The organism is Escherichia sp. E1130 (genome assembly GCF_005781065.1).
Classification (GTDB): domain Bacteria; phylum Pseudomonadota; class Gammaproteobacteria; order Enterobacterales; family Enterobacteriaceae; genus Escherichia.
Map to the genome: position 1 here is coordinate 69,351 of NZ_VATL01000005.1, position 24,078 is coordinate 93,428.

Below are 24,078 nucleotides of genomic sequence, written 5' to 3' on the forward strand. Positions count from 1 at the left end.
ACTTACCACCTACACCCTCTGCTTCAACGCCACCAGCAGGTGACAAAACTCGTCCGGATGTGAAATAAACGACGCATGGGCCGCTTTGGCGAAGATGTATGACTCGCTGTGCGGCCAGAGTTTATCCAGCATCGGCACCACTTTGCGCGGCACCAGACCGTCGAGATAGCCATACAATCGCAAAAACGGCATGGACACGTTTTGCAACGACTGACGGAGATCGACCGTTTTCAGAATTTCCAGCCCACCATTAAGCACGTCAACCTCCGGCATCGGTAACGCCAGAACGGTTTTCTTCAGCGCTCGCGCATCCTGGCGCGCCGTTTCTGTACCCATGGTTTGTAACGCAAGGAACCGTTCTACTGTGCGCTGAAAATCTTCACTCAGTTGCTGCTGGAAACCTGCCAGCACGTCCGGTTTTATCCCCGGCCAGCCGTCACGAGCACTGAAACACGGTGACGATGCCACGGTAACCAACGCCTGAACATGCTCGGGATGGGTTAACGCAATCTGGCTTGCCACCAGTCCACCCAGACTCCAGCCCAGCCAGATGGCCTTATCCGGCGCCTGTTGCAGCACCACTTCAGCCATATCAGCAAGCGACATCGCACCAAATCCCTGGCTGCGCCCGAAGCCAGGAAGATCAACAAGATGCAACGTAAAATGCGAGCTAAGTTCCTCGTCAATGCAACGCCACACTTCGGCATTCAGTCCCCATCCGTGCAGCAGCACAAGATGAACATTCCCCTGACCTTTGGTCTGCCACCAGATGTTATTCATCCGCTATTGTTCTCTTTTTACTTACAAGGATGAACATATGCTAACAGTACCGGGATTATGCTGGCTATGCCGAATGCCGCTGGCGTTAGGTCACTGGGGGATTTGTTCGGTATGCTCTCGTGCCGCCCGTACAGATAAAACGCTATGCCCACAATGTGGATTACCTTCCACACACTCACATCTTCCTTGCGGTCGCTGCCTGCAAAAACCGCCGCCCTGGCAAAGACTGGTCACGGTCGCCGACTATGCGCCCCCCTTAAGTCCGCTCATCCACCAGCTTAAGTTTTCGCTACGCAGCGAAATCGCCAGCGCCCTGTCACGTCTGTTACTATTAGAAGTCTTACACGCCCGTCGGACTACCGGATTACAACTGCCGGATCGCATCGTCAGCGTCCCGTTATGGCAGCGCCGTCACTGGCGTCGGGGGTTTAATCAGAGCGACTTGCTGTGTCAGCCGTTATCACGCTGGTTGAATTGCCAATGGGATAGCGAAGCCGTCATGCGTACACGAGCCACTGCGACCCAGCATTTCCTCAGCGCCCGACTACGCAGACGCAATCTGAAGAATGCTTTTCGCCTTGAATTGCCCGTGCAAGGTCGCCATATGGTGATTGTGGATGATGTCGTTACCACCGGAAGTACCGTCGCAGAGATTGCGCAGCTGCTTTTACGCAATGGTGCGGCGACAGTCCAGGTCTGGTGCCTTTGTCGAACCTTGTAGAGCCTCGATGATGGGCGTATTATAACCAACTAAAATAGTCAACTATTAGGCCATTACTATGATCCGTATTTCCGATGCTGCACAAGCGCACTTTGCCAAACTGCTGGCAAACCAGGAAGAAGGGACACAAATCCGCGTATTTGTGATTAACCCTGGCACGCCTAACGCTGAATGTGGTGTTTCTTATTGTCCGCCGGACGCTGTGGAAGCCACCGATACCGCCCTGAAATTTGACCTGCTGACCGCGTATGTTGATGAGTTAAGCGCACCTTACCTGGAAGATGCAGAGATTGATTTTGTTACCGACCAGTTGGGTTCTCAGCTGACGCTGAAAGCACCAAACGCCAAAATGCGTAAAGTAGCTGACGATGCGCCGCTGATGGAGCGTGTGGAGTACATGCTGCAATCGCAGATCAACCCGCAACTTGCCGGTCACGGTGGTCGCGTTTCGCTGATGGAAATCACCGAAGACGGCTACGCCATTCTGCAATTCGGTGGCGGCTGTAACGGTTGTTCTATGGTCGATGTGACGCTGAAAGAAGGGATCGAGAAGCAGCTGCTGAACGAATTCCCGGAGCTGAAAGGTGTACGCGATCTCACCGAACACCAGCGCGGCGAACACTCTTACTACTAAGTTACCCTCTCTTTTGTAGATTGCCCGATGCGACGCTAAAGCGTCTTTTCGGGCCGTCTGCCAGGCATTGTCTCGGCAAATCCAATCCCTACGTTTCCCCGCGATAATATGACCAACCTCTCATAATTTAAATTTACCCCGCTCTGGTGATTCTCAAGCACGCGATGTTACCCGTATCATTTGCATGGGCACCAAACACACTCATAACATCTGACTACACTAACTAGTTTTAGAAGTCGTCAGCCATGGTGCTGTTATATCTCTGTTCCCAGTTGGGACGATCAGAATTTATCGTCAGAAGCCTGACGTTACCCATAACAAATGAAAGGCCAGGTAAATCATGCCATTAGTCATTGTTGCTGTCGGTGTAATCTTGTTATTACTCCTGATGATTCGCTTCAAAATGAACGGTTTCATCGCTCTCGTCCTGGTGGCACTTGCTGTTGGATTAATGCAAGGTATGCCACTGGATAAAGTTATTGGCTCTATCAAAGCCGGTGTCGGCGGGACGCTCGGCAGCCTTGCCCTGATCATGGGTTTTGGCGCGATGCTGGGCAAAATGCTGGCAGACTGTGGCGGTGCACAACGTATCGCCACCACGCTGATTGCCAAATTTGGTAAAAAACATATCCAGTGGGCCGTGGTACTAACCGGTTTTACCGTTGGTTTTGCCCTGTTCTATGAAGTGGGCTTCGTACTGATGCTGCCGCTGGTGTTCACCATCGCTGCTGCGGCAAATATCCCGCTGCTGTATGTTGGTGTACCGATGGCCGCTGCGCTGTCTGTCACCCACGGCTTCCTGCCGCCGCATCCGGGCCCGACTGCGATTGCCACCATTTTCAATGCCGATATGGGTAAAACCCTGCTGTACGGCACCATTCTGGCAATCCCGACCGTGATTCTCGCGGGTCCGGTTTACGCTCGCATGCTGAAAGGTATCGATAAGCCAATCCCGGAAGGTCTGTACAGCGCGAAAACCTTCAGCGAAGAAGAGATGCCGAGCTTTGGCGTCAGCGTCTGGACTTCTCTGGTGCCAGTTGTGCTGATGGCGATGCGTGCGATTGCCGAAATGATCCTGCCGAAAGGTCACGCTTTCCTGCCGGTGGCGGAGTTCCTCGGTGACCCGGTAATGGCAACGCTGATTGCCGTGCTGATTGCGATGTTCACCTTTGGTCTGAACCGTGGCCGTTCAATGGATCAGATTAACGACACGCTGGTTTCTTCCATCAAAATCATTGCGATGATGCTGTTGATCATCGGTGGTGGCGGTGCGTTCAAGCAGGTGCTGGTAGACAGCGGCGTGGACAAATACATTGCTTCCATGATGCACGAAACCAACATTTCTCCGCTGCTGATGGCCTGGTCGATTGCTGCCGTACTGCGTATCGCGCTGGGTTCCGCAACCGTTGCGGCAATCACTGCAGGTGGTATCGCTGCGCCGCTGATTGCAACGACAGGCGTTAGCCCAGAGCTGATGGTTATTGCGGTTGGTTCCGGTAGTGTGATTTTCTCGCACGTGAACGATCCGGGCTTCTGGCTGTTCAAAGAGTACTTTAACCTGACTATCGGCGAGACCATCAAATCCTGGTCGATGCTGGAAACCATTATCTCAGTGTGCGGTCTGGTTGGCTGTCTGCTGCTGAATATGGTGATTTGATAATACTGATGGCCGGATGCGGCGTGACCGCCTTATCCGGCCTACGATTCGGTATCAATTAGTAGGCCGGATAAGACGCGTCAAGCGTCGCATCCGGCATCAACCGCACTCTACTTCTTCTTCGCTGCCGCCCTGCGCCGCTTGTCCAGATCCTTAATCAACTTGTTCACCCCATCATCGGCAAACATCGTCTCAAGCGTTGCGGAAAGCTTGCGTCGCCAGTTTTTGTACTGGTAACTGGTTCCAGGAATATTTACCGGTTCCGCCATATCCAGCCAGTCTTCCGGCTGTAGCCCTAACAGGGCGCTGTTGCTGTCGGCAATGTAGCGTTGCAAACCACGATTAAGCGTCGGCGTCATCGCCATCAGCGACGCCTTATGCCCGGTGCGTTTAGGCAGGCAGCCATATTTGTGCAGTGCATCCAGCAGCCCCTGCTTCGCCTGCTCACGATCCTGATACAAACCGCGTAGCACCTCTTCATCCGGATACAGCCCCAGCGTTTTGCCCAGCGTTAAATCACCGCTCTCCCAGTAACCGCGAAGCGTTGGCAGGTCGTGTGTCGCCGCAACTGCCATCGACTGCTCCGGGTACGCTTTCGGCGCGCGGAATGTCTTCTCGTGGTCGCTTTCGAAATAGAGCACTTTATAGGAGTAAACACCGCTACTGCGCAGTTTACCGACAATCTCTACTGGTACAGTGCCGAGATCTTCCCCAATCACCATGCAGCGATGACGCTGACTTTCGAGTGCCAGAATCGAGAGCAGATCATCCACCGGATAGTGAACATATGCCCCCTGATCCGCCGTCTCGCCATACGGTATCCACCACAAACGCAGCATCGACATCACATGGTCAATTCGTAATGCGCCGCAGTTTTGCATGTTCGCGCGCAGCAGCTCGATAAACGGTTCATAGGCGCGCGCGGTGATGATATGCGGGTCCATCGGCGGCAAGCCCCAGTTCTGCCCCAGCGGGCCGAGGATATCCGGCGGCGCGCCAACCGACGCTTTCAGGCAATACAATTCGCGGTCGCACCAAGTTTCTGCCCCACCTTCTGCTACACCAACCGCCAGATCACGATACAAGCCAATCGGCATTTCATAGCCCTGGCTTATCTCCCAGCAGGCGGCAAACTGGCGGTAAGCCAGCCACTGCAACCAGAGATAAAAATCGATGTCATCGCGATGTTCTTCGCAGAACTGACGCACTTCTGGCGAATCCACGTTCTGATACATCTCAGGCCATGCTGGCCAGCCCCAGCGCATTTCGTCTTCTTTCACTTGCTGGGCATGTAGCGCATCAAAGGCTGCCTGCCAAAACAGGCTATCGCCTTGCTCTGCAACAAACTGGCGAAACGCGGTCATCTGCTCATCATCACGTTGCGCGAAACCTTTCCACGCCATCCGCAATGCTGTCATTTTCAGGGCGGTAACCGTGGAGTAATCTACCCAGCCGGCATCCCGCGCCTGTTGCAGCGTCTGCTGCGTGGTCGGCATGTGCCACCAGGCTTGCGCCTCTTCGCTAAGCTGAAAATCTTCAACAGCGTTGACGTCGATATAAATCACGTTCAGCCAGCGGCGAGAAGACGGGCTATATGGGCTGGCGCTTTCCGGGTTTGCCGGATAGAGCGCATGAATCGGATTCAGGCCGATAAACGCTCCACCACGTTTCGCCACATCCACCAGCATAGCTTTGAGATCGCCAAAATCCCCAATACCCCAGTTTTTTTCCGATCGCAGCGTATAAAGCTGAACGCAAGCGCCCCACAGCTTTTGCTTATTGAGCAATGCCTGCGGTTCGTAGCAGCGTTTCGGGGCGACAATCACCCGACAATGAGCACGCTGTTCATCCTGAGTAAGCGTCAGCGTGTGATAACCTTCCGGCAGCTTCGTCGGTAGATTGAACGCGTTACCACCGCTCACGTGGCCTTTGTACTGCGTACCTTCTTCGGTGGTCAGCAACCAGCTAAATTCGCCGCTGCCCTCTACCGCCATTGGCATTTTTTTCCCGGAGGTATACACCATGACATTTGGCACTGGTGTTACCGCCACTTTCGTGGCGGTACTTTGATGCATCGCATCAAGCAAACGCCGTTTGGTTTCGGCGCTAATCGACTGCGGTTTTCCGTGGGCATTGATGTAATTGGGGCTGATCCCCGCCGCCAACGCGGCTTTGTCCAGACGTTTGCTTTCCATCGCGCTTCCTTAGCGTTTTGCCTGCCAGATACGGGCCTGATAATCACGGATTGAGCGATCCGAGCTAAACATACCGCAGCGGGCGGTATTGAGGATCGCCGCGCGAGTCCAGGCCTCCTGGTCGCGGTACAGCACATCCACGCGTTTTTGCGCTTCGACATAAGCCGCAAAGTCCGCCATCACCAGATACGGATCGCCGCCCTGCTTACCGAGGCTATGCAGCATCTGGTCAAACGCGTGTTTATCGCCATCGCTATATTTACCGCTTTCCAGCTCTTTTAATACCGCATCAAGCACCTTATCTTTCTTCCGCCATTTCACCGGATCATAGCCCTTAGCTTTCAGCGCCTTAACCTGCTCCACGGTATGACCAAAGATAAAGATATTCTCTTCACCGACTTTCTCGGCGATCTCCACGTTTGCACCATCCAGCGTGCCGACAGTGAGCGCACCGTTAAGCGCCAGTTTCATATTGCCAGTACCAGAAGCTTCTTTACCTGCGGTGGAGATCTGCTCGGAGATATCCGCCGCCGGGATCAGCATTTCCGCAGCAGATACACAATAATCTGGCAGGAATACAACCCTCAGCTTGTCGCCCACCTGCGGATCGTTGTTGATCACCTCAGCCACTTTGTTGATCGCAAAGATAATGTTCTTCGCGAGGTAGTAGCCTGGCGCCGCTTTCGCGCCGAACAGGAACACGCGCGGTACGCGGTCAGCCTGCGGGTTCTCGCGAATTTCTTTGTACAGCGCCAGAATATGCAACAGATTCAGGTGCTGGCGTTTGTACTCGTGCAGGCGTTTGATCTGAATATCGAAAATCGCCTGAGGATTGATTTCAATACCGGTACGGACTTTCACAAACTCCGCCAGACGAACTTTATTCGCCTGTTTGATCTCGCGATATTGCTGGCGGAATTTCTCGTCATCAGCGAATTTTTCCAGATTGATCAACTGATCGAGATCGTTAGCCCACTCTTTTTTCAGTGACTTATCCAACAATGCCGCCAGTGCCGGGTTGCACTGTTTGATCCAGCGACGCGGGGTAATGCCGTTGGTGACGTTATGGAATTTGTTCGGCCATAGCTGGTGATATTCCGGGAACAGATCTTTCACCACCAGATCCGAGTGCAACGCCGCCACACCGTTTACCGCAAAGCCGCTTACCACGCACATATTGGCCATGCGAACTTGTTTGTCATGCACCACCGCCAGCTTCGCCCATACCGCTTTATCGCCCGGCCAGGTTTTTTCCACCAGCTTCTTAAAGCGGTTGTTGATTTCGTTGATTACCTGCATATGGCGTGGCAGCAGGGCTTTTACCAGTTTCTCATCCCAGCACTCAAGTGCTTCTGGCATTAGGGTATGGTTGGTATAAGCAAAGGTATTGCTGGTGATTGCCCATGCGTCATCCCAGCTCATCTGGTGCTCATCGATTAGCACACGAAGCAGCTCCGGAATAGCGATAGTCGGGTGGGTGTCGTTCAGTTGAATGACTTCGTAATCTGCCAGCTCGTGCAGTTTATGCCCCGCCAGATGGTGACGACGCAGAATGTCGGCAACCGAACAAGCACACTGGAAATATTGCTGCATCAGACGCAGTTTTTTACCGGCAGTATGGTTGTCGTTTGGATAGAGTACTTTAGTCAGTTTTTCAGCGTCGATGCCCTGTTGTTCAGCTCGCAGGAAATCGCCGTCGTTGAATTTGGTGAGGTTAAACGGATGCGCATGTGTCGCTTGCCATAAACGCAGCGGCTGCGCCACACCATTTCGGTAGCCCAGCACAGGTAAATCCCACGCCTGGCCGGTAATGGTAAATGCGGGCTCCCAACGTCCGTCTTTCGTGACCTTGCCACCAATCCCAACCTGCACGTCAAGCGCTTCATTATGGCTGAACCACGGATAGTTACTGCGATGCCAATCATCTGGCGCTTCCATTTGTTGACCGTCAACAAATGACTGACGGAACAGACCATATTGATAGTTCAGACCATAGCCTGTTGCGGATTGTCCGACGGTCGCCATTGAATCGAGGAAACATGCCGCCAGACGGCCCAGACCGCCGTTGCCCAGCGCCGGGTCAGTCTCTTCTTCCAGCAGATCTGTCAGGTTGATGTCATAGGATTTCAGCGAATCCTGAACAGCCTGATACCAACCGAGATTTAACAGGTTGTTGCCCGTCAGACGACCAATCAAAAACTCCATTGAGATGTAATTAACATGGCGCTGATTCGCCGTCGGTTTGGCAAAAGGCTGGGCACGCAACATTTCCGCCAGCGCTTCACTCACGGCCTGCCACCACTGACGAGGGGTCATCTCAGCTGCAGAAGTTAAGCCATAACGCTGCCATTGACGTGACAGGGCTTCCTGAAATTGCTTTTCATTAAAAATGGGTTGTGACATAGGAGTTCCAGTTTTCTTAGACATTAAACACAACGTTATCGTTAGTTTGCCAGGCTCCATGTTGACCTTCCTCATCCTACGGGGGATTAGGCGGGGAGGAGTGACGGGGATGAGCAAGAAAATGTGATCGCGAACACTTAAAGGTAGTGCAATCAACTGCAAAAGCATCGGCCCAGTGCCAAAGAGCGCAAAAAAACCGACGATTAACAGTAAGAAAGGGCGTCGCGTATTATCAAAAAGCGGAAAGCCACTCTATAAATTAAGTAAAGCAGCGAAATAGTTTCAGCAATGAAATACCAATCGTGATTCATCTCATTCTTAATAGATTTATTAAGATCATCTTTTTAGATAGACCTTTCATCATGAATTAAGGAAGCATCATTGCTTTAATAACACTATTGAACCATGAGAAAACACCATAAGATCCAGTATCTACGCTGGATCAGCGTAGTTTTAAGATGAAACATTAATAAAGGTTTTGAATTGTGACAGAGTGCAAATTCAGACACATAAAAAACCGTCATCGCTTGCATTGCACAGATTTCTAGCCGACCTTATAACCATTAATTACGAAGCGCAAAAAAAATAATATTTCCTCAATTTCCACAGTGAAGTGATTAACTATGCTGATTCCGTCAAAATTAAGTCGTCCGGTTCGACTCGACCATACCGTGGTTCGTGAGCGCCTGCTGGCTAAACTTTCCGGCGCGAACAACTTCAGGCTGGTGCTGATCACAAGTCCTGCGGGCTACGGAAAGACCACACTCATATCCCAATGGGCGGCAGGCAAAAACGATTTGGGCTGGTACTCGCTGGATGACGGCGATAACCAGCAAGAACGTTTCGCCAGCTACCTGATTGCCGCAATTCAACAGGCCACCAACGGGCATTGCCCCGCCAGTGAAGTGATGGCGCAAAAGCGGCAATATGCCAGTCTATCCTCACTTTTTGCCCAACTGTTTATCGAACTGGCAGAGTGGCACCAGCCGCTCTACTTGGTTATTGACGATTATCATCTGATCACTAACCCAGTGATTCACGAGTCAATGCGCTTCTTTATTCGTCATCAACCGGAAAATCTGACCCTGGTAGTTTTGTCGCGCAATCTTCCGCAACTGGGTATTGCCAATTTGCGTGTACGTGACCAACTGCTGGAAATTGGCAGCCAGCAACTGGCGTTTACCCACCAGGAAGCCAAGCAGTTTTTTGATTGCCGTCTGTCTTCACCCATCGAAGCCGCTGAAAGTAGCCGGATTTGCGATGACGTTTCTGGTTGGGCAACGGCTTTACAATTAATCGCCCTCTCCGTCCGACAGAATACCCACTCTGCGCACAAATCCGCACGTCGCCTGGCGGGCATTAATGCCAGCCATCTTTCTGATTATCTGGTCGATGAAGTGTTAGATAACGTTGATCTGGCAACACGTCATTTCCTGCTGAAAAGTGCCATTTTGCGATCGATGAACGATACGCTAATCACCCGCGTGACAGGTGAAGACAACGGGCAAATGCGCCTCGAAGAAATTGAGCGTCAGGGACTGTTTTTGCAACGGATGGATGATACCGGCGAGTGGTTCTGCTATCACCCATTGTTTGGCAACTTCCTGCGCCAGCGCTGCCAGTGGGAACTGGCGGCGGAACTGCCCGAAATTCATCGTGCCGCTGCAGAAAGCTGGATGGCGCAAGGTTTTCCCAGCGAAGCTATTCATCATGCGCTGGCCGCGGGCGACGCGCTGATGCTGCGCGATATTCTGCTTAATCACGCCTGGAGTTTGTTCAACCATAGCGAACTGTCACTGCTGGAAGAGTCGCTCAACGCCCTGCCGTGGGACAGCCTGCTGGAAAACCCACAGCTGGTGTTGTTGCAGGCGTGGCTGATGCAAAGCCAACATCGCTATGGCGAAGTGAACACCCTGCTTGCACGTGCCGAGCATGAGATCAAGGACATCAGAGAAGGCACCATGCACGCAGAATTTAACGCTTTGCGCGCCCAGGTGGCGATTAACGACGGCAATCCGGATGAAGCTGAACGGCTGGCAAAACTGGCACTGGAAGAACTGCCTCCGGGCTGGTTCTACAGCCGCATTGTGGCAACCTCCGTGCTTGGCGAAGTGTTGCACTGCAAAGGTGAATTGACCCGTTCACTGGCGTTAATGCAGCAAACCGAACAAATGGCACGTCAGCACGATGTTTGGCACTACGCCTTGTGGAGTTTAATCCAGCAAAGTGAAATTCTGTTTGCCCAAGGGTTCCTGCAAACTGCATGGGAAACACAGGAAAAAGCGTTCCAGTTGATAAACGAGCAGCATCTGGAACAGTTGCCGATGCATGAGTTTCTGGTGCGCATCCGTGCACAGCTGCTATGGGCCTGGGCGCGGCTGGATGAAGCCGAAGCCTCGGCACGAAGCGGGATTGAAGTCTTGTCGTCTTATCAGCCGCAGCAACAGCTTCAGTGCCTGGCAATGTTGATCCAATGCTCGCTGGCCCGTGGCGATTTAGATAACGCCCGTAGCCAGCTAAACCGTCTGGAAAACCTGCTGGGGAATGGCAAATATCACAGCGACTGGATCTCTAACGCCAACAAAGTCCGGGTGATTTACTGGCAAATGACCGGAGATAAAGCGGCTGCCGCCAACTGGCTGAGCCATACTGCGAAACCAGAGTTTGCGAACAATCACTTCCTGCAAGGTCAATGGCGCAACATTGCCCGCGCACAAATCTTGCTGGGAGAGTTTGAACCGGCGGAAATAGTCCTCGAAGAACTGAACGAAAACGCCCGCAGTCTGCGGTTGATGAGCGACCTCAACCGTAACCTGCTTCTACTCAATCAGTTGTACTGGCAAGCCGGGCGTAAAAGCGACGCCCAGCGTGTGTTGCTGGATGCATTAAAACTGGCAAACCGCACTGGATTTATCAGTCATTTTGTTATTGAAGGCGAAGCGATGGCGCAGCAGTTACGTCAGCTGATTCAACTCAATACGTTGCCGGAACTGGAACAGCACCGCGCACAGCGTATTCTGCGGGAAATCAATCAACATCATCGACATAAATTCGCTCATTTCGATGAGAGTTTCGTTGAACGTCTGCTAAATCATCCGGAAGTGCCAGAACTAATCCGCACCAGCCCGCTGACGCAACGTGAATGGCAGGTACTGGGGCTGATTTACTCCGGTTACAGCAACGAGCAAATTGCGGGCGAGCTGGAAGTCGCGGCGACCACTATCAAGACGCATATCCGCAATCTGTACCAAAAACTCGGCGTCGCCCACCGCCAGGCTGCGGTACAACACGCGCAGAAACTGCTGAAGATGATGGGGTATGGAGTGTGAATTTAGCCGGATAACGCGCCAGATCCGGCTGACATCTCTGCATCATTCAACGCTCACTCGCGTTACGCCGTCTGTTTCTATCAGACTGAACCGCACGGGCAAGAAACGCTCCACCACCGCAATATTGGTCAGCAGATGGCATGAGGGATGGGCGACCGTAAATTGTCCCGCGCCCGCCAGCGCCATTGGCAACACTAGCTGGTCAGCAAGATATTCCCCCACCGCCGCCGTGCTTGCCAGGTAGCGCTTCACCTCTTTTATCAGTTGTGCCGCGACCACTTCGGCGCTGACGCGCTTTTCACCGACGACGAAAAAGCGTTCGGTAATATTTTCACTTTCGACTTCAAGCGAGACGGTATTACCCGGCCCCTGGTCGCGCGGCAGGTTATGAATATTCTGCTCATGCAGGGAAAAACTCCCCGCCAGCGTAGCGATTTCACGTTCAGCGACATGCCTCGGCACGCCAGCCAGTAACACCTCACCACGCATCCGCGTAATGTTTCCGCGCTCGCCAAGTAGCAAGGTGTTAAACGATGTCACGGGCGCGACTTCCGTTGCCACCACGCCGCCTCCGGCAGGATAAAAACCGTGGCGTAATAGTGTGGTTTGCTGATGAATTCCTATTTTCGCCAGCAGCGGCTCCAGCACCCGGCGCATAAAATCCGCAGGCGGGGCCGACGGGTTATCAGTGCCGCCGCTCACTTCTACGCGAGAAGGCCCATCGGCAAACCACAGCGCAGGCAGCACCGTTTGCAGCACCAGCGTACAACTTCCGGCGCTACCGATAGCAAAGCGGTAATCGCCGCCACGCACGTTACCGGGCCGGAAGACCAGGCGCTGCGACCCCAGCTCCGCGCCTTCCACCGTTGCTCCGCAAATTTCCGTCGCCGCCTTTACCGCCGTCAGATGCTGGCGCAACAGCCCCGGTTTCGCCCGTCCGGCACGAATGCCGGTGATGGTAAATGGCTTGCCGGTTATCATCGACAGGCTCAGCGCCGAGCGCAGGATCTGCCCGCCGCCTTCGCCCTGTGCGCCATCCAGCGCAATCATCCTTTTCATCATTTATCCTTTTACGCACACCACCTGACGCAGGGTATAGATAACTTCCACCAGATCGCTTTGTGCCGCCATCACCGCATCAATATCTTTATACGCCATCGGGATTTCGTCGATCACTTCGGCATCTTTACGGCATTCCACATGCGCGGTGGCTCGAATTTGGTCTTCCACGCTGAACAGTTTTTTCGCTTTAGTACGGCTCATTACCCGTCCGGCACCGTGGCTGCACGAACAGAACGACTCTTCATTTCCCAGCCCACGGACGATAAAGCTTTTCGCCCCCATCGAACCGGGAATAATTCCATATTGACCAGCACGCGCAGACACCGCCCCTTTACGCGTCACATAGATCTCTTCGCCAAAGTGCTGTTCTTTTTGCACATAGTTGTGGTGACAGTTGATCTCTTCCATCGCCAGCGTTTGCGGCTGTCTTACCTTTTTCTGCGTAACGCTCTGCAACGCCGTTACCACGTTTTCCATCATCGCATCGCGGTTAAGGCTGGCAAAAAGTTGCGCCCAGGCCACGGCTTTCAGGTAATCATCAAAGTATTCCGTACCTTCCATAAAGTACGCCAGGTCACGCGATGGCAGCGTTTCAAGCTGGTCCTGCATCTCTTTTTGCGCCAGATCGATAAAATAAGTTCCGATGGCGTTACCAATTCCGCGTGAACCGGAGTGCAGCATAATCCACACCTGATCCGACTCATCAAGGCAGATTTCAATAAAGTGGTTACCCGTTCCCAGCGTTCCCAGGTGTTTATAGTTGTTAGTGTTAAGGAAACGGGGATATTTTTGCGTTAACCACTGATAACCGGCTTCAAGCTCAGCCCATTTAGCATCGACGTTAACAGGCGGATTTTCCCATGCGCCTTTATCACGACGGCTACGATTATTGGAACGCCCGTGCGGTACGGCAGTTTCAATCGCCTGACGCAGCTCCGCCAGGTTTTCAGGCAGGTCTGCCGCCGTTAACGCAGTACGCAGTGCATTCATTCCACAACCGATATCCACACCCACCGCTGCCGGAATAATCGCCCCTTTGGTCGGGATCACGCTACCAATGGTGGAACCTTTACCCAGGTGTACATCAGGCATTACCGCAATATGTTTGAAAATAAACGGCATCTTCGCCGTATTAATAAGTTGCTGACGCGCATCGGCTTCTACCGGCACGCCTTTGGTCCACATTTTTACCGGGGCATTTTCAGTGGTCAGTAATTCGTAATTCATTTTGTTTTTCTCTTTTCGTTGGTATGTCCTGATAATTGCAACCGTCGTGCCAGAAAATTAAATAAGCAGATTAATTTTTTAATTCATTGTTTTAAAAAAGATTATGTCTTTACGTCCGTAACCGGAGATTTCCCGCAAAGCCGATTTACCGATAATGAAATATCGTCTTTTATAAGGATATCTAAGATGCGTAAAACAGTGGCTTTTGGCTTTGTCGGAACGGTGCTGGATTATGCCGGGCGCGGTAGTCAGCGCTGGTCAAAATGGCGCCCGACACTCTGTTTATGCCAGCAAGAATCGTTGGTCATCGATCGACTGGAATTATTGCACGACGCCCGCTCGCGCTCGCTATTTGAAACGCTTAAACGCGATATCGCCAGCGTTTCGCCAGAAACAGAAGTGGTGAGCGTTGAGATTGAACTGCATAACCCGTGGGATTTCGAAGAGGTTTACGCCTGCCTGCATGATTTTGCCCGTGGCTACGCGTTTCGCCCTGATAAAGAAGAGTATTTAATTCACATCACCACCGGCACCCACGTGGCGCAGATTTGCTGGTTTCTACTGGCGGAAGCGCGTTACCTGCCCGCCCGGCTGATACAATCTTCACCACCGCGCAAAAAAGAACAACCGCGCGGCGCAGGTGAAGTGACGATCATCGATCTCGATTTAAGCCGTTATAACGCCATCGCCAGCCGCTTTGCTGAAGAACGCCAGCAAACCCTCGATTTCCTCAAATCCGGCATTGCCACGCGTAACCCCCAATTCAACCGCATGATTGAGCAGATCGAAAAAGTGGCGATTAAATCCCGCGCGCCAATTCTGCTTAACGGCCCGACAGGCGCAGGTAAGTCATTTCTGGCGCGACGCATCTTTGAATTAAAACAGGCGCGGCATCAGTTTAGCGGCGCGTTTGTTGAGGTGAACTGCGCCACCCTGCGCGGCGATACCGCCATGTCGACGCTGTTTGGTCATGTGAAAGGCGCGTTTACCGGGGCGCGGGAATCGCGGGAAGGGCTGCTACGTAGCGCCAACGGCGGGATGTTGTTTCTCGATGAGATTGGCGAACTGGGCGCAGACGAACAGGCAATGCTGCTGAAAGCCATTGAAGAGAAAACCTTTTATCCGTTTGGCAGCGATCGCCAGGTGAGTAGCGACTTTCAGCTTATCGCCGGAACGGTGCGCGATTTGCGCCAGCTGGTTGCCGAAGGCAAATTTCGCGAAGATCTGTACGCGCGGATCAATCTCTGGACCTTCACCCTGCCGGGTCTACGCCAGCGCCAGGAAGATATTGAACCGAACCTTGATTATGAAGTGGAGCGCCACGCCTCACTCACTGGCGACAGCGTGCGTTTTAACACCGAAGCGCGGCGCACCTGGCTGGCCTTTGCGACATCTCCCCAGGCAACATGGCGCGGTAACTTTCGCGAGCTTTCTGCCAGCGTTACGCGGATGGCAACCTTTGCCACTAGCGGACGCATCACTCTGGAAGTGGTTGAAGATGAGATAAACCGTCTGCGCTATAACTGGCAGGAGAGCCGCCCTTCGGCACTTACGACGTTGTTAGGCGCAGAGGTGGAGAACATCGATCTCTTCGACCGCCTGCAACTGGAAAACGTTATCGCCGTTTGTCGCCAGGCAAAATCGCTTTCCGCTGCCGGACGACAGCTTTTTGATGTTTCGCGCCAGGGCAAAGCCAGCGTCAATGACGCGGATCGGCTACGCAAATACCTGGCGCGTTTTGGTCTGACGTGGGAAGCCGTGCAGGATCAGCACAGCTCCAGTTGAATATGATGGTCCGTCAGCACCTGCATCACGCCCGCTGGCGGCGGGGCGTCGGTGTAGACGGCATCAACCATGTTGATGCTGCCCATATTGACCATCGCGTTACGGCCAAATTTCGAGTGATCGACAACCAGCATAACGTGACGCGAGTTCTCAATAATGGCGCGTTTGGTGCGAACTTCGTGGTAATCGAACTCCAGCAGCGAGCCGTCGCTATCGATGCCGCTGATCCCCAGAATGCCAAAGTCCAGACGGAACTGAGAGATAAAATCGAGCGTCGCTTCGCCAATGATCCCGCCATCGCGGCTGCGTAATTCGCCTCCGGCGAGAATGATGCGAAAATCTTCTTTTACCATCAACGTGTTAGCAACGTTGAGATTGTTGGTGACAATGCGCAAATTGCTGTGATTGAGCAGCGCGTGCGCCACCGCTTCCGGCGTGGTGCCGATATCGATAAACAGCGTCGAGCCGTTGGGGATTTGCTCCGCCACTTTACGGGCGATGCGCTCTTTTTCTTCGGTCTGGGTGGCCTTGCGATCGTGCCACGGCGTGTTAACCGAACTGGAAGGCAGCGCCGCACCGCCATGATGGCGCAGGATCAGGTTTTGCTCTGCCAGCTCGTTGAGGTCGCGGCGAATAGTCTGCGGGCTGACGGAGAAATGTTCTACCAGCTCTTCGGTGCTGACATAACCCTGCTGTTTAACCAGTTCGATAATACCGTTGTGACGTTGTGTTTGTTTCATTTATAAATCCCTGGAATTATTTTCGTTTTCGCGCATTGAGCGAATCAACAAAAGCCATCGCTAAACCCACGGCTAACCCGGCGATGTGTGCTCCGTTCGCCATCGACATCCCAAACAAATCAAACCATCCGGCGACAATCCAGATCAGCGCGAAGATGATTAACCCACGTTGCAGGTAAATGCCACTTTGCGGATCGCGTTCGCCACGTAGCCAGACGTAGCCCATCAGCGCATACACCACGCCAGAAAGCCCGCCAAACCACGGCCCGCTGAATTTTTGCTGCACATAGCCACTTAACAGGGCGCTAATGAGAGTAATGACAATTAGCTTACCGCTGCCGAGGCGTTTTTCCACCGCACCGCCGAGATACCACCACCAGAGCAAGTTAAAGAGGATATGCATTAGTGAGAAATGCATTAACGCATGGGTGAAGTAGCGCCAGAACTCAAATTTCAGCGTCGGATCGAATGGCCAGGCCAACCATAGCATCACGTCCTGATCGCCAAGGATTTGCATGGCGATAAACACCAGCACGCAGGCGATCATCATCACCCAGGTTACCGGACCTGCACGTTCACGCAAGGCAGCAAAGAAAGGATAACGGCGATAATGCAGGCCACTGCCGGTATGGCCCGCCTGCCAGCTGGCAGCGAGATAACGCGGATCAGCCGGGTTTTCGAGAAAACGCGCCAGCTCCGCCCGCACACGTTCAGCCTGGGATTCATCCGCCAGCCAGACATCGCTTTGATTATGTTGTTGAATCGTGAGGATAACACCCTGCGTCGCCATGTAATCGACAAACGCCTGCGCCACGCGGGGGTTAGCAAAAGAGGTAATCATCAACATTGTTGCTGTCGCTTATTCCACACAAAAGGGGACAGTATAAAGCCTTACGCGCCGTACGCCACCTCTGTGGGAAACTGACGTTGCCAGGCTTCAAAACCGCCATCAATGCTATAGACCACATCGTAGCCCTGTTGCAGCAGATACTGCGCCGCGCCTTTGCTGCTATTACCGTGGTAACACATCACCATCACCGGCGTATCGAAGTCGTTATCACGCATAAACGCGCCCAGTGTGTCGTTAGTCAAATGGAAAGCCTGCGCCGCATGCCCCATTGCGAAACTCTGTGGATCGCGAATATCGACCAGCACCGCCTCTTTTTCCTGCAACTTCTGGTGCGCGTCGGCAACGTTAATACATTCGAACTGATCCATGCGTCTCTCTTTCTTTACAAACAAGTGGGCAAATTTACCGCACAGTTTACGTCGAAGCGGCAGATAAACGCCATAATGTTATACATATCACTCTAAAATGTTTTTTCAATGTTACCCAAAGCGCGATTCTTTGCTAATATGTTCGATAACGAACATTTATGAGCTTTAACGAAAGTGAATGAGGGCAGCATGGAAACCAAAGATCTGATTGTGATAGGTGGCGGCATCAATGGTGCTGGTATCGCGGCAGACGCCGCTGGACGCGGTTTATCCGTGCTGATGCTGGAAGCCCAGGATCTCGCTTGCGCGACCTCCTCCGCCAGTTCAAAACTCATTCACGGTGGCCTGCGCTACCTTGAGCACTATGAATTCCGACTGGTCAGCGAGGCGCTGGCCGAACGTGAAGTGCTACTGAAAATGGCGCCGCATATCGCCTTCCCGATGCGTTTTCGCCTGCCGCATCGCCCACATCTGCGCCCGGCGTGGATGATTCGTATTGGTCTGTTTATGTACGATCATCTGGGTAAACGCACCAGCCTGCCGGGATCAACCAGTTTGCGTTTTGGCGCAAATTCAGTGTTAAAACCGGAAATTAAGCGCGGATTCGAATATTCCGACTGTTGGGTAGACGACGCCCGTCTGGTACTCGCCAACGCCCAGATGGTGGTGCGTAAAGGCGGTGAAGTGCTTACTCGTACTCGTGCCACTTCTGCTCGCCGCGAAAACGGCCTGTGGATTGTGGAAGCGGAAGATATCGATACTGGCAAAAAATATACATGGCAGGCGCGCGGCCTGGTTAACGCCACTGGCCCGTGGGTGAAACAGTTCTTCGACGACGGCATGCATTTGCCCTCGCCTTATGGCATTCGCCTGATCAAAGGCAGCCATATTGTGGTGCCGCGCGTGCATACCCAAAAACAAGCCTACATTCTGCAAAACGAAGATAAACGTATTGTCTTTGTGATCCCGTGGATGGACGAGTTTTCCATCATCGGCACCACCGATGTGGAATACAAAGGCGATCCAAAAGCAGTGAAGATTGAAGAGAGTGAAATCAATTACCTGCTGAAAGTGTATAACACGCACTTTAAAAAGCAGTTAAGCCGGGACGATATCGTCTGGACCTACTCCGGCGTGCGCCCACTGTGTGATGACGAGTCCGATTCGCCGCAGGCTATTACCCGTGATTACACCCTTGATATTCATGATGAAAACGGCAAAGCACCGCTGCTGTCGGTATTTGGCGGTAAGCTGACCACCTACCGCAAACTGGCGGAACATGCGCTGGAAAAACTGACGCCGTATTATCAGGGTATTGGCCCGGCGTGGACGAAAGAGAGCGTGCTGCCGGGTGGTGCCATCGAAGGCGACCGCGATGACTACGCCGCCCGCTTGCGCCGCCGCTATCCATTCATTACGGAATCGCTGGCACGTCATTACGCGCGCACTTACGGCAGCAACAGCGAGCTGCTGCTCGGCAATGCGGGGGCGATAAGCGACCTCGGGGAGGATTTCGGTCATGAGTTTTACGAAGCGGAGCTGAAATACTTGGTGGATCACGAATGGGTCCGTCGCGCCGACGATGCCCTGTGGCGTCGCACAAAACAAGGCATGTGGCTGAATGCGGAACAACAATCTCGTGTGAGTCAGTGGCTGGTGGAGTATACGCAGCAGAAGTTGTCGCTGGCGTCGTGATTTAACGTAAAGTGGTCAGGTCAGATTTCAATCTGACCTACTTTTTGATTCAGGGAATTACCGCAAAGCCCACGCCATCATACCCAACGTAACAAAACTAAGGCACGTTCCCCACTCGCTCCACATCCGCCCCTGGCTTCTATTTTTGCTACGCCACTGGCAGTAATATCCCAACGCAAAACCAAGCTGGGCGCTTGTCGGACCGATAAAGCCAGTCCACGGTTGGGCCAAAATGGCGAAAAATTCAGTGGGGGCCAGACAACTGTCAGAAAGAAACTGCGCATATTTTCCAGCAACGCAATTTTCGCTGGTGCGACGTAAAAAATGATATTCCACAGGAGCAGCCAGAAATAAACTGGTGCAAATACCAGCCAACAATGCAGTTTTCTTTTTAATTTAGGTGGCGTTCTGCGAGCAAATTGCCAACCGACGCAGCACATTACACAGAAGAAAAGCGCATATTCGACCGATAACCAAAGTTGTAATTCCAGAAATGAAATACGCCTGATCATGAGCGGGATAGAGAACAGTATCTCCCCCAGAAAACTCAGCGTTATAACAGAAGCAGCCAGCGCAACTACCGTCGGCCATATCAACAACGGTACAATAATAAAGCCGAGAATTAGCGGGGGAATATAAAGTCTGATTTTATTCATCTTTATTGTCCTGATGATTCGGATGATGCGTCATACATCGCGCATAAACACTCATCAACCATCCAGTCATCTTCCCAGACCTGATATCGTGTGCCCTGTTCAGGCTGTTTAAGCGGGTTTTCAATCGCTTGCCGCGCGCGTTCTTTCAGGATGGATTGCTTGTTGTCAGCCCAGGTATTGATTTGGGCGGTAATAGTTTTATCGTCATCATCCTGCTCAAAGCTGCTATTTGTTCCTGCTGACTCAGGCAATATTCACAACAAACCACACATTGCTTCGGCACTGGATAACGGTGAAAGGTGTGATATATCTGCTCAATTAATGCCTGCATGGCGGGGCTGGGTTGCATAATTATCCCCTCGCCCGCTGGTCGCGTGTAAACGGTTGATAGATAAAACGAACATTTGCTGCGTTCAGGCGAATAATAGTAGTATCCATATTATTTCTCCTGCTTTAAGGTTGCGTTTTATACAGCGGCACATATCCCACATCCTCTACCAATTGCTGCCCCTGCGGGCTTAAAAACCAGTCGACGAATTTCTGCGTCTCCGGCGTGGGGTTTTCACGCGTCACCATATAAGCATCAATTATGTACGGATAAGTGCCGTTACGGATATTTTCCTCTGTAGGCGCAACACCGTTTATAGCCAGCAGTTTGATCTGTTTGCGCATTTTGAGCATATTGTCATTCATACGTGTGACGTAATAGTGGAAGGTGTATCCAATGGAAGATGGTGTGTTTTGATAGTCGGCGACTTCGGTAATTAAACCGCCCATAAGATCAATAACAGTGGATTTTTTGGCTGGCAGCATTGGAGTGTCTTGCATAACCAGTCCCTTCATAACCGTTTGGCTTCCTGAATCTTCTGGCCGCTGCCAGACTTTTATGCGGTCGTCACCACCGCCTACTTTATTCCAGCGACTCACTTTACCGCTAAAAATGTCTTTGACCTGCTGTTCGCTAAGCGAATTAACCGGGTTTTTGATATCAACGATAAAGACAAAGGCTTCGCGGGCAAACGCGGTATATTTCAGCTTAACTCCCGCTTCTTCTGCACGTTTTTTCTGTCCTTCAGAAGGTTGCGCGACAAAAATAACTGTCGCAGTACCTTTAATCAGACTATCGTAGGCTTCCGCTGTTCGGGTTTGCTGTAAACCATACGCCTGCCAGGCCAGCGAAGTTTGATCCGCATCTTTCGGCTCCGGTACTAATTCATAATATGCAGAAGCATACAGCGGGTATAAAGCTGTTGCACCGTACACTCTCGGCCATCTTGACCAATCATCGCTGTAACGTAATTCAGGTTCTCCCCGCAGAGAAGTCAGTCCCCGACTCTCTTCTTCCCTGACACTGTTATAGTAGGCTTCCCGGTCGGCGCATCCCGCCAGTAATACTGCACCTAACAGTAAAACGCCTGTGAATTTATTCATCGCGCTGATTCCTTTGCATCGAATTTTATTTCATTGTTGGATACATCGGCACATATCCCACATCTTCCACCAGGCTCTGCCCTACCGATGGCTAAAAGCGGGCTAATCCGTTTCTGCACTGACTCACATATCACTGATATTCCACCCGTAAAACAGCCAGGGCGTTATAACGCCCCGCGGCAGGTAGTCGCCCTGTGGTACTGACGGGGAGAGACAGAAAAGTCACGTCTGCCGTCTGAGCGGATGCTGCCCGGTTTTCTATTAACTTAAATGGTACTCCAACATGAGTAGCAAGAGCGTTCAAATCTACGGACTCCTGTTGGCTATCCATAATCATAATGCCAACGTCTGGGTTATCCTCCGCCTGAAGAATACTTTGCCGACCGTTAACATCTCTCGTTGATGAAATATTTCCATCAAAAACCAGCGTCATTACGGCATCAATATCTTTGTTCGTGCAATTGATCGGAATAGTGGTTGCAACTGGAGAAATACCTGTTGGCTTCACTCCAGCGCCAGCCCGACTTAACTCACTAGCCCAGACATCAGGCATATTAACGGTAAAACTGGTGCCCTCATTAATTGTGCAGCCTTGTGGAACCTCAATATTTAAGTTGCCAATATAAGCATTAAATACAGGAACGGGGCCATGTTCAGTTGGGAACTGGCTAACGTACAAAGAAACTAGTAGCACACTATTTATTGAGACATCGGATATTATTTTTTTATCCAGTCTGATTTTTATATATCCCTCTGTTCCTGAGGTCCAATCAGATGGTTTACTTCTGTCTGCTGGATAATTGGTGCTATAGTTATCAAAAGGTACTGTTTTATCTGTCATTGTGCCATTTTTATTATAGAGTTTTATATGTGTCGAGACAGATATTTCATGAGTCAGAGGAATAAATATATCGCTCCCCTGATGATCACCAGATGCTCCCGACGGGTCAATTCCAGACACACCGGAAAAATAAACTTCATAATCATCAAGAGAATTGCAATATGCCTTATAACGCCCTATTTTCCAGTTCTGCGTTGGTAATACCGTTCCAGGAGAGTTATTATTGACATCAGAGACAGTAATAGTACCAAAATTATAAGAAAATACTGCTGGCGTACTGTTATTACCAGGAGAACCAGGATAACAAAAAGCGCGATCACGTCCCATATCTTCAGCATACACAATGTTATAGAAATTACTGATTAAAAGAATAGAAAATATAAAAATTGCTTTTACATTTCCCCAAAAACAAGTAAACATCATGCCTCTCCAGTTATCCATGTATCGCTGCTGTACCCATAGCATTATTTTGCAAAACATTTAATTTCACACTCCATACAGGTAAAGCATTATTGTAAAGATCCAACGTCTGCCAGTTAATCTCGCAATATCCTTGCCCCTGACACCAATTCTGTTGACGATGGCTAAATGGTGCGACCATGCCACCATTTATGTTTTTACCATCAATAGATAAATTATAGAGTGTCACATACCAGGGAGTAGGATTAAAAACAGTGACAGCCTCATTGCTTCGCGACCAGCGTAACTGCTGATAAGCGTTAAGTGGATTACCTGATAACGCCTCCGGGCGATAAAATATTTTCATCCGGTTGCGTACAGCTACCTGGAGTTGATTTTCGTGCTTAAGCTGTGAGTCTTGTTCCTGAGCAGGTAACGCAGCAACATTCAGTATAAATAAACTCTCACGATCTGTAGGTAACTGACCACCTACGCGATTAATTCTTATTTTGGTATTTTTATCTTGTTTAAGAACCAATAATGGTGGCGTAGCAATAAATGCCTTATCTGGAAGTAAAGGCTGAGATTCTACTGTCCCATTTAACTGACGTCCATCATCAGGTGTCACGGAAATTTTAACCAGCATATCTTTACTGGCAGTATTTTTAAGCTCGACCGAAATTGATGACTGCTTTTCTGGGTAAACAAAACGGGTACCGCCAACGACAACCCCTGCTTGCGCATTTACGCAACATATTAAAAAGCATATCAGCACATTAATCATAAGTGACGATAAAGGAAACTGATGCATTCGCATCTCCTGGTTGTACATCATTTTTTATCGCTTTATAAGCAGCAAAGAAATGCAATGTATTATCTACCAATGGCGTAAGGGCATAACTGGTACTTTTTATACCATTACTAATACTTTGTTTGTTGTTATCATAAATAGCCAGTGCTAACCCCTCAACAGATCCCTCTTCCAGTTTATACAGAGTGGTATCTTCACTCACTGATGCTCCATCAAATTTGATATTGGCATTACTGACATCACTGCCACATCGGGTTAATTTTATAGAGAAGTCAATTTTTTCAGTGATATCCCCTGAATTTTTAACCCTATAACTGGGAACATCAGGCATGTTAACCGTGAAATTTTTAGACTCATCGGCAACAATACAAGTCTTTGCCGTTATTATTCCTTCTATACGTACAATACCTGCATGCGTTGTATCATCAGCAATGGATGACATGGATATCACAGAGAATAACAGAGCAATTAAATTCCAATAGCGAGTCATATTA

At 51.1% G+C, this 24,078-nt stretch carries 18 protein-coding genes and 2 pseudogenes; 6 read left to right on the forward strand and 14 right to left on the reverse strand.

Going from position 1 to position 24,078, the window contains the following annotated elements; all coding sequences use genetic code 11:
• Positions 1-9: 9 nt before the first annotated feature.
• Positions 10-780, reverse strand: coding sequence for a pimeloyl-ACP methyl ester esterase BioH (bioH, locus tag FEK66_RS06080; RefSeq protein WP_135495237.1), 771 nt, complete (start codon positions 778-780; stop codon positions 10-12).
• A gap of 37 nt (positions 781-817) precedes the next feature.
• Here bioH and gntX point away from each other — a divergent pair, with 37 nt between their 5' ends.
• From gntX to gntT, 3 genes are all read left to right on the forward strand, one after another.
• Complete coding sequence (gntX, locus tag FEK66_RS06085) at positions 818-1,501, forward strand: DNA utilization protein GntX (protein WP_135495238.1); 684 nt, start codon at positions 818-820, stop codon at positions 1,499-1,501.
• Between the two features lie 58 nt (positions 1,502-1,559).
• The gene (gene nfuA / locus FEK66_RS06090; RefSeq protein WP_000619389.1) at positions 1,560-2,135 is read left to right on the forward strand and encodes a Fe-S biogenesis protein NfuA; all 576 of its coding nucleotides are present in this window, start codon (positions 1,560-1,562) and stop codon (positions 2,133-2,135) included.
• Between the two features lie 340 nt (positions 2,136-2,475).
• Positions 2,476-3,792: a gluconate transporter gene (gene gntT / locus FEK66_RS06095; protein WP_135495239.1), complete on the forward strand. Its 1,317-nt coding sequence runs from the start codon at positions 2,476-2,478 to the stop codon at positions 3,790-3,792.
• A 110-nt stretch (positions 3,793-3,902) separates the two neighbouring features.
• Here gntT and malQ read toward each other — a convergent pair whose 3' ends face one another.
• The gene (gene malQ, locus FEK66_RS06100) at positions 3,903-5,987 is read right to left on the reverse strand and encodes a 4-alpha-glucanotransferase (protein ID WP_135490435.1); all 2,085 of its coding nucleotides are present in this window, start codon (positions 5,985-5,987) and stop codon (positions 3,903-3,905) included.
• A 9-nt stretch (positions 5,988-5,996) separates the two neighbouring features.
• On the reverse strand, positions 5,997-8,390 hold the full coding sequence (gene malP, locus FEK66_RS06105; protein WP_135495240.1) for a maltodextrin phosphorylase: 2,394 nt from the start codon (positions 8,388-8,390) through the stop codon (positions 5,997-5,999).
• 623 nt (positions 8,391-9,013) lie between these two features.
• Here malP and malT point away from each other — a divergent pair.
• Complete coding sequence (gene malT, locus FEK66_RS06110; RefSeq protein WP_130261037.1) at positions 9,014-11,719, forward strand: HTH-type transcriptional regulator MalT; 2,706 nt, start codon at positions 9,014-9,016, stop codon at positions 11,717-11,719.
• A gap of 42 nt (positions 11,720-11,761) precedes the next feature.
• On the opposite strand, the gene rtcA is transcribed toward malT, so the two are convergent.
• Entirely contained in the window at positions 11,762-12,778 is a 1,017-nt protein-coding gene (gene rtcA, locus FEK66_RS06115) for an RNA 3'-terminal phosphate cyclase (protein WP_135495326.1), read from the reverse strand.
• A gap of 3 nt (positions 12,779-12,781) precedes the next feature.
• On the reverse strand, positions 12,782-14,008 hold the full coding sequence (gene rtcB, locus FEK66_RS06120; protein WP_130209011.1) for an RNA-splicing ligase RtcB: 1,227 nt from the start codon (positions 14,006-14,008) through the stop codon (positions 12,782-12,784).
• A 186-nt stretch (positions 14,009-14,194) separates the two neighbouring features.
• Between rtcB and rtcR the strand changes: the two genes are divergently transcribed.
• On the forward strand, positions 14,195-15,793 hold the full coding sequence (gene rtcR, locus FEK66_RS06125) for a DNA-binding transcriptional regulator RtcR (protein WP_138211423.1): 1,599 nt from the start codon (positions 14,195-14,197) through the stop codon (positions 15,791-15,793).
• On the opposite strand, the gene FEK66_RS06130 is transcribed toward rtcR, so the two are convergent.
• The 3 genes from FEK66_RS06130 to glpE are packed head-to-tail and all read right to left on the reverse strand — an operon-like array spanning position 15,775 to position 17,751.
• Positions 15,775-16,533, reverse strand: coding sequence for a DeoR/GlpR family transcriptional regulator (locus tag FEK66_RS06130; RefSeq protein WP_130209015.1), 759 nt, complete (start codon positions 16,531-16,533; stop codon positions 15,775-15,777). The genes rtcR and FEK66_RS06130 overlap by 19 nt on opposite strands.
• A gap of 16 nt (positions 16,534-16,549) precedes the next feature.
• Positions 16,550-17,380, reverse strand: coding sequence for a rhomboid family intramembrane serine protease GlpG (glpG, locus tag FEK66_RS06135; RefSeq protein WP_130221379.1), 831 nt, complete (start codon positions 17,378-17,380; stop codon positions 16,550-16,552).
• Between the two features lie 44 nt (positions 17,381-17,424).
• A complete protein-coding gene (glpE, locus tag FEK66_RS06140) occupies positions 17,425-17,751 on the reverse strand; it encodes a thiosulfate sulfurtransferase GlpE (protein WP_130221378.1) in 327 nt (108 codons plus the stop codon).
• Between the two features lie 189 nt (positions 17,752-17,940).
• Between glpE and glpD the strand changes: the two genes are divergently transcribed.
• Positions 17,941-19,446 (forward strand): glycerol-3-phosphate dehydrogenase, encoded by a 1,506-nt coding sequence (glpD, locus tag FEK66_RS06145; RefSeq protein ID WP_135410762.1) that lies wholly within the window; start codon positions 17,941-17,943, stop codon positions 19,444-19,446.
• 57 nt (positions 19,447-19,503) lie between these two features.
• On the opposite strand, the pseudogene FEK66_RS06150 reads toward glpD, so the two are convergent.
• The 6 genes and pseudogenes from FEK66_RS06150 to FEK66_RS06175 all read right to left on the reverse strand — a co-directional run bounded on the left by FEK66_RS06150 (position 19,504) and on the right by FEK66_RS06175 (position 24,074).
• Positions 19,504-20,102 (reverse strand): annotated as a pseudogene (locus FEK66_RS06150) (hypothetical protein).
• Between the two features lie 2 nt (positions 20,103-20,104).
• Positions 20,105-20,451 (reverse strand): annotated as a pseudogene (locus FEK66_RS06155) (hypothetical protein).
• Between the two features lie 104 nt (positions 20,452-20,555).
• On the reverse strand, positions 20,556-21,533 hold the full coding sequence (locus tag FEK66_RS06160) for a PstS family phosphate ABC transporter substrate-binding protein (protein ID WP_135495242.1): 978 nt from the start codon (positions 21,531-21,533) through the stop codon (positions 20,556-20,558).
• Positions 21,534-21,663: 130 nt separating this feature from the next.
• Positions 21,664-22,794 carry a fimbrial protein gene (locus tag FEK66_RS06165; protein ID WP_171020822.1) on the reverse strand — a complete coding sequence of 377 codons (1,131 nt, stop codon included), beginning with the start codon at positions 22,792-22,794 and terminating at the stop codon, positions 21,664-21,666.
• A gap of 13 nt (positions 22,795-22,807) precedes the next feature.
• Complete coding sequence (locus FEK66_RS06170; RefSeq protein ID WP_130209025.1) at positions 22,808-23,584, reverse strand: molecular chaperone; 777 nt, start codon at positions 23,582-23,584, stop codon at positions 22,808-22,810.
• Entirely contained in the window at positions 23,550-24,074 is a 525-nt protein-coding gene (locus FEK66_RS06175) for a fimbrial protein (RefSeq protein ID WP_135495243.1), read from the reverse strand. The genes FEK66_RS06170 and FEK66_RS06175 overlap by 35 nt, the downstream gene beginning before the upstream one ends.
• Between the last annotated feature and the right edge of the window lie 4 nt (positions 24,075-24,078).

What these genes read in the sequence shown, in the direction of transcription:
- bioH (WP_135495237.1), bottom strand. Translation starts at nt 780, where the DNA reads ATGAATAACATCTGGTGGCAGACCAAAGGTCAGGGGAATGTTCATCTT.
- gntX (WP_135495238.1), top strand. Translation starts at nt 818, where the DNA reads ATGCTAACAGTACCGGGATTATGCTGGCTATGCCGAATGCCGCTGGCG.
- nfuA (WP_000619389.1), top strand. Translation starts at nt 1,560, where the DNA reads ATGATCCGTATTTCCGATGCTGCACAAGCGCACTTTGCCAAACTGCTG.
- gntT (WP_135495239.1), top strand. Translation starts at nt 2,476, where the DNA reads ATGCCATTAGTCATTGTTGCTGTCGGTGTAATCTTGTTATTACTCCTG.
- malQ (WP_135490435.1), bottom strand. Translation starts at nt 5,987, where the DNA reads ATGGAAAGCAAACGTCTGGACAAAGCCGCGTTGGCGGCGGGGATCAGC.
- malP (WP_135495240.1), bottom strand. Translation starts at nt 8,390, where the DNA reads ATGTCACAACCCATTTTTAATGAAAAGCAATTTCAGGAAGCCCTGTCA.
- malT (WP_130261037.1), top strand. Translation starts at nt 9,014, where the DNA reads ATGCTGATTCCGTCAAAATTAAGTCGTCCGGTTCGACTCGACCATACC.
- rtcA (WP_135495326.1), bottom strand. Translation starts at nt 12,778, where the DNA reads ATGAAAAGGATGATTGCGCTGGATGGCGCACAGGGCGAAGGCGGCGGG.
- rtcB (WP_130209011.1), bottom strand. Translation starts at nt 14,008, where the DNA reads ATGAATTACGAATTACTGACCACTGAAAATGCCCCGGTAAAAATGTGG.
- rtcR (WP_138211423.1), top strand. Translation starts at nt 14,195, where the DNA reads ATGCGTAAAACAGTGGCTTTTGGCTTTGTCGGAACGGTGCTGGATTAT.
- FEK66_RS06130 (WP_130209015.1), bottom strand. Translation starts at nt 16,533, where the DNA reads ATGAAACAAACACAACGTCACAACGGTATTATCGAACTGGTTAAACAG.
- glpG (WP_130221379.1), bottom strand. Translation starts at nt 17,380, where the DNA reads ATGTTGATGATTACCTCTTTTGCTAACCCCCGCGTGGCGCAGGCGTTT.
- glpE (WP_130221378.1), bottom strand. Translation starts at nt 17,751, where the DNA reads ATGGATCAGTTCGAATGTATTAACGTTGCCGACGCGCACCAGAAGTTG.
- glpD (WP_135410762.1), top strand. Translation starts at nt 17,941, where the DNA reads ATGGAAACCAAAGATCTGATTGTGATAGGTGGCGGCATCAATGGTGCT.
- FEK66_RS06160 (WP_135495242.1), bottom strand. Translation starts at nt 21,533, where the DNA reads ATGAATAAATTCACAGGCGTTTTACTGTTAGGTGCAGTATTACTGGCG.
- FEK66_RS06165 (WP_171020822.1), bottom strand. Translation starts at nt 22,794, where the DNA reads ATGTTTACTTGTTTTTGGGGAAATGTAAAAGCAATTTTTATATTTTCT.
- FEK66_RS06170 (WP_130209025.1), bottom strand. Translation starts at nt 23,584, where the DNA reads ATGCATCAGTTTCCTTTATCGTCACTTATGATTAATGTGCTGATATGC.
- FEK66_RS06175 (WP_135495243.1), bottom strand. Translation starts at nt 24,074, where the DNA reads ATGACTCGCTATTGGAATTTAATTGCTCTGTTATTCTCTGTGATATCC.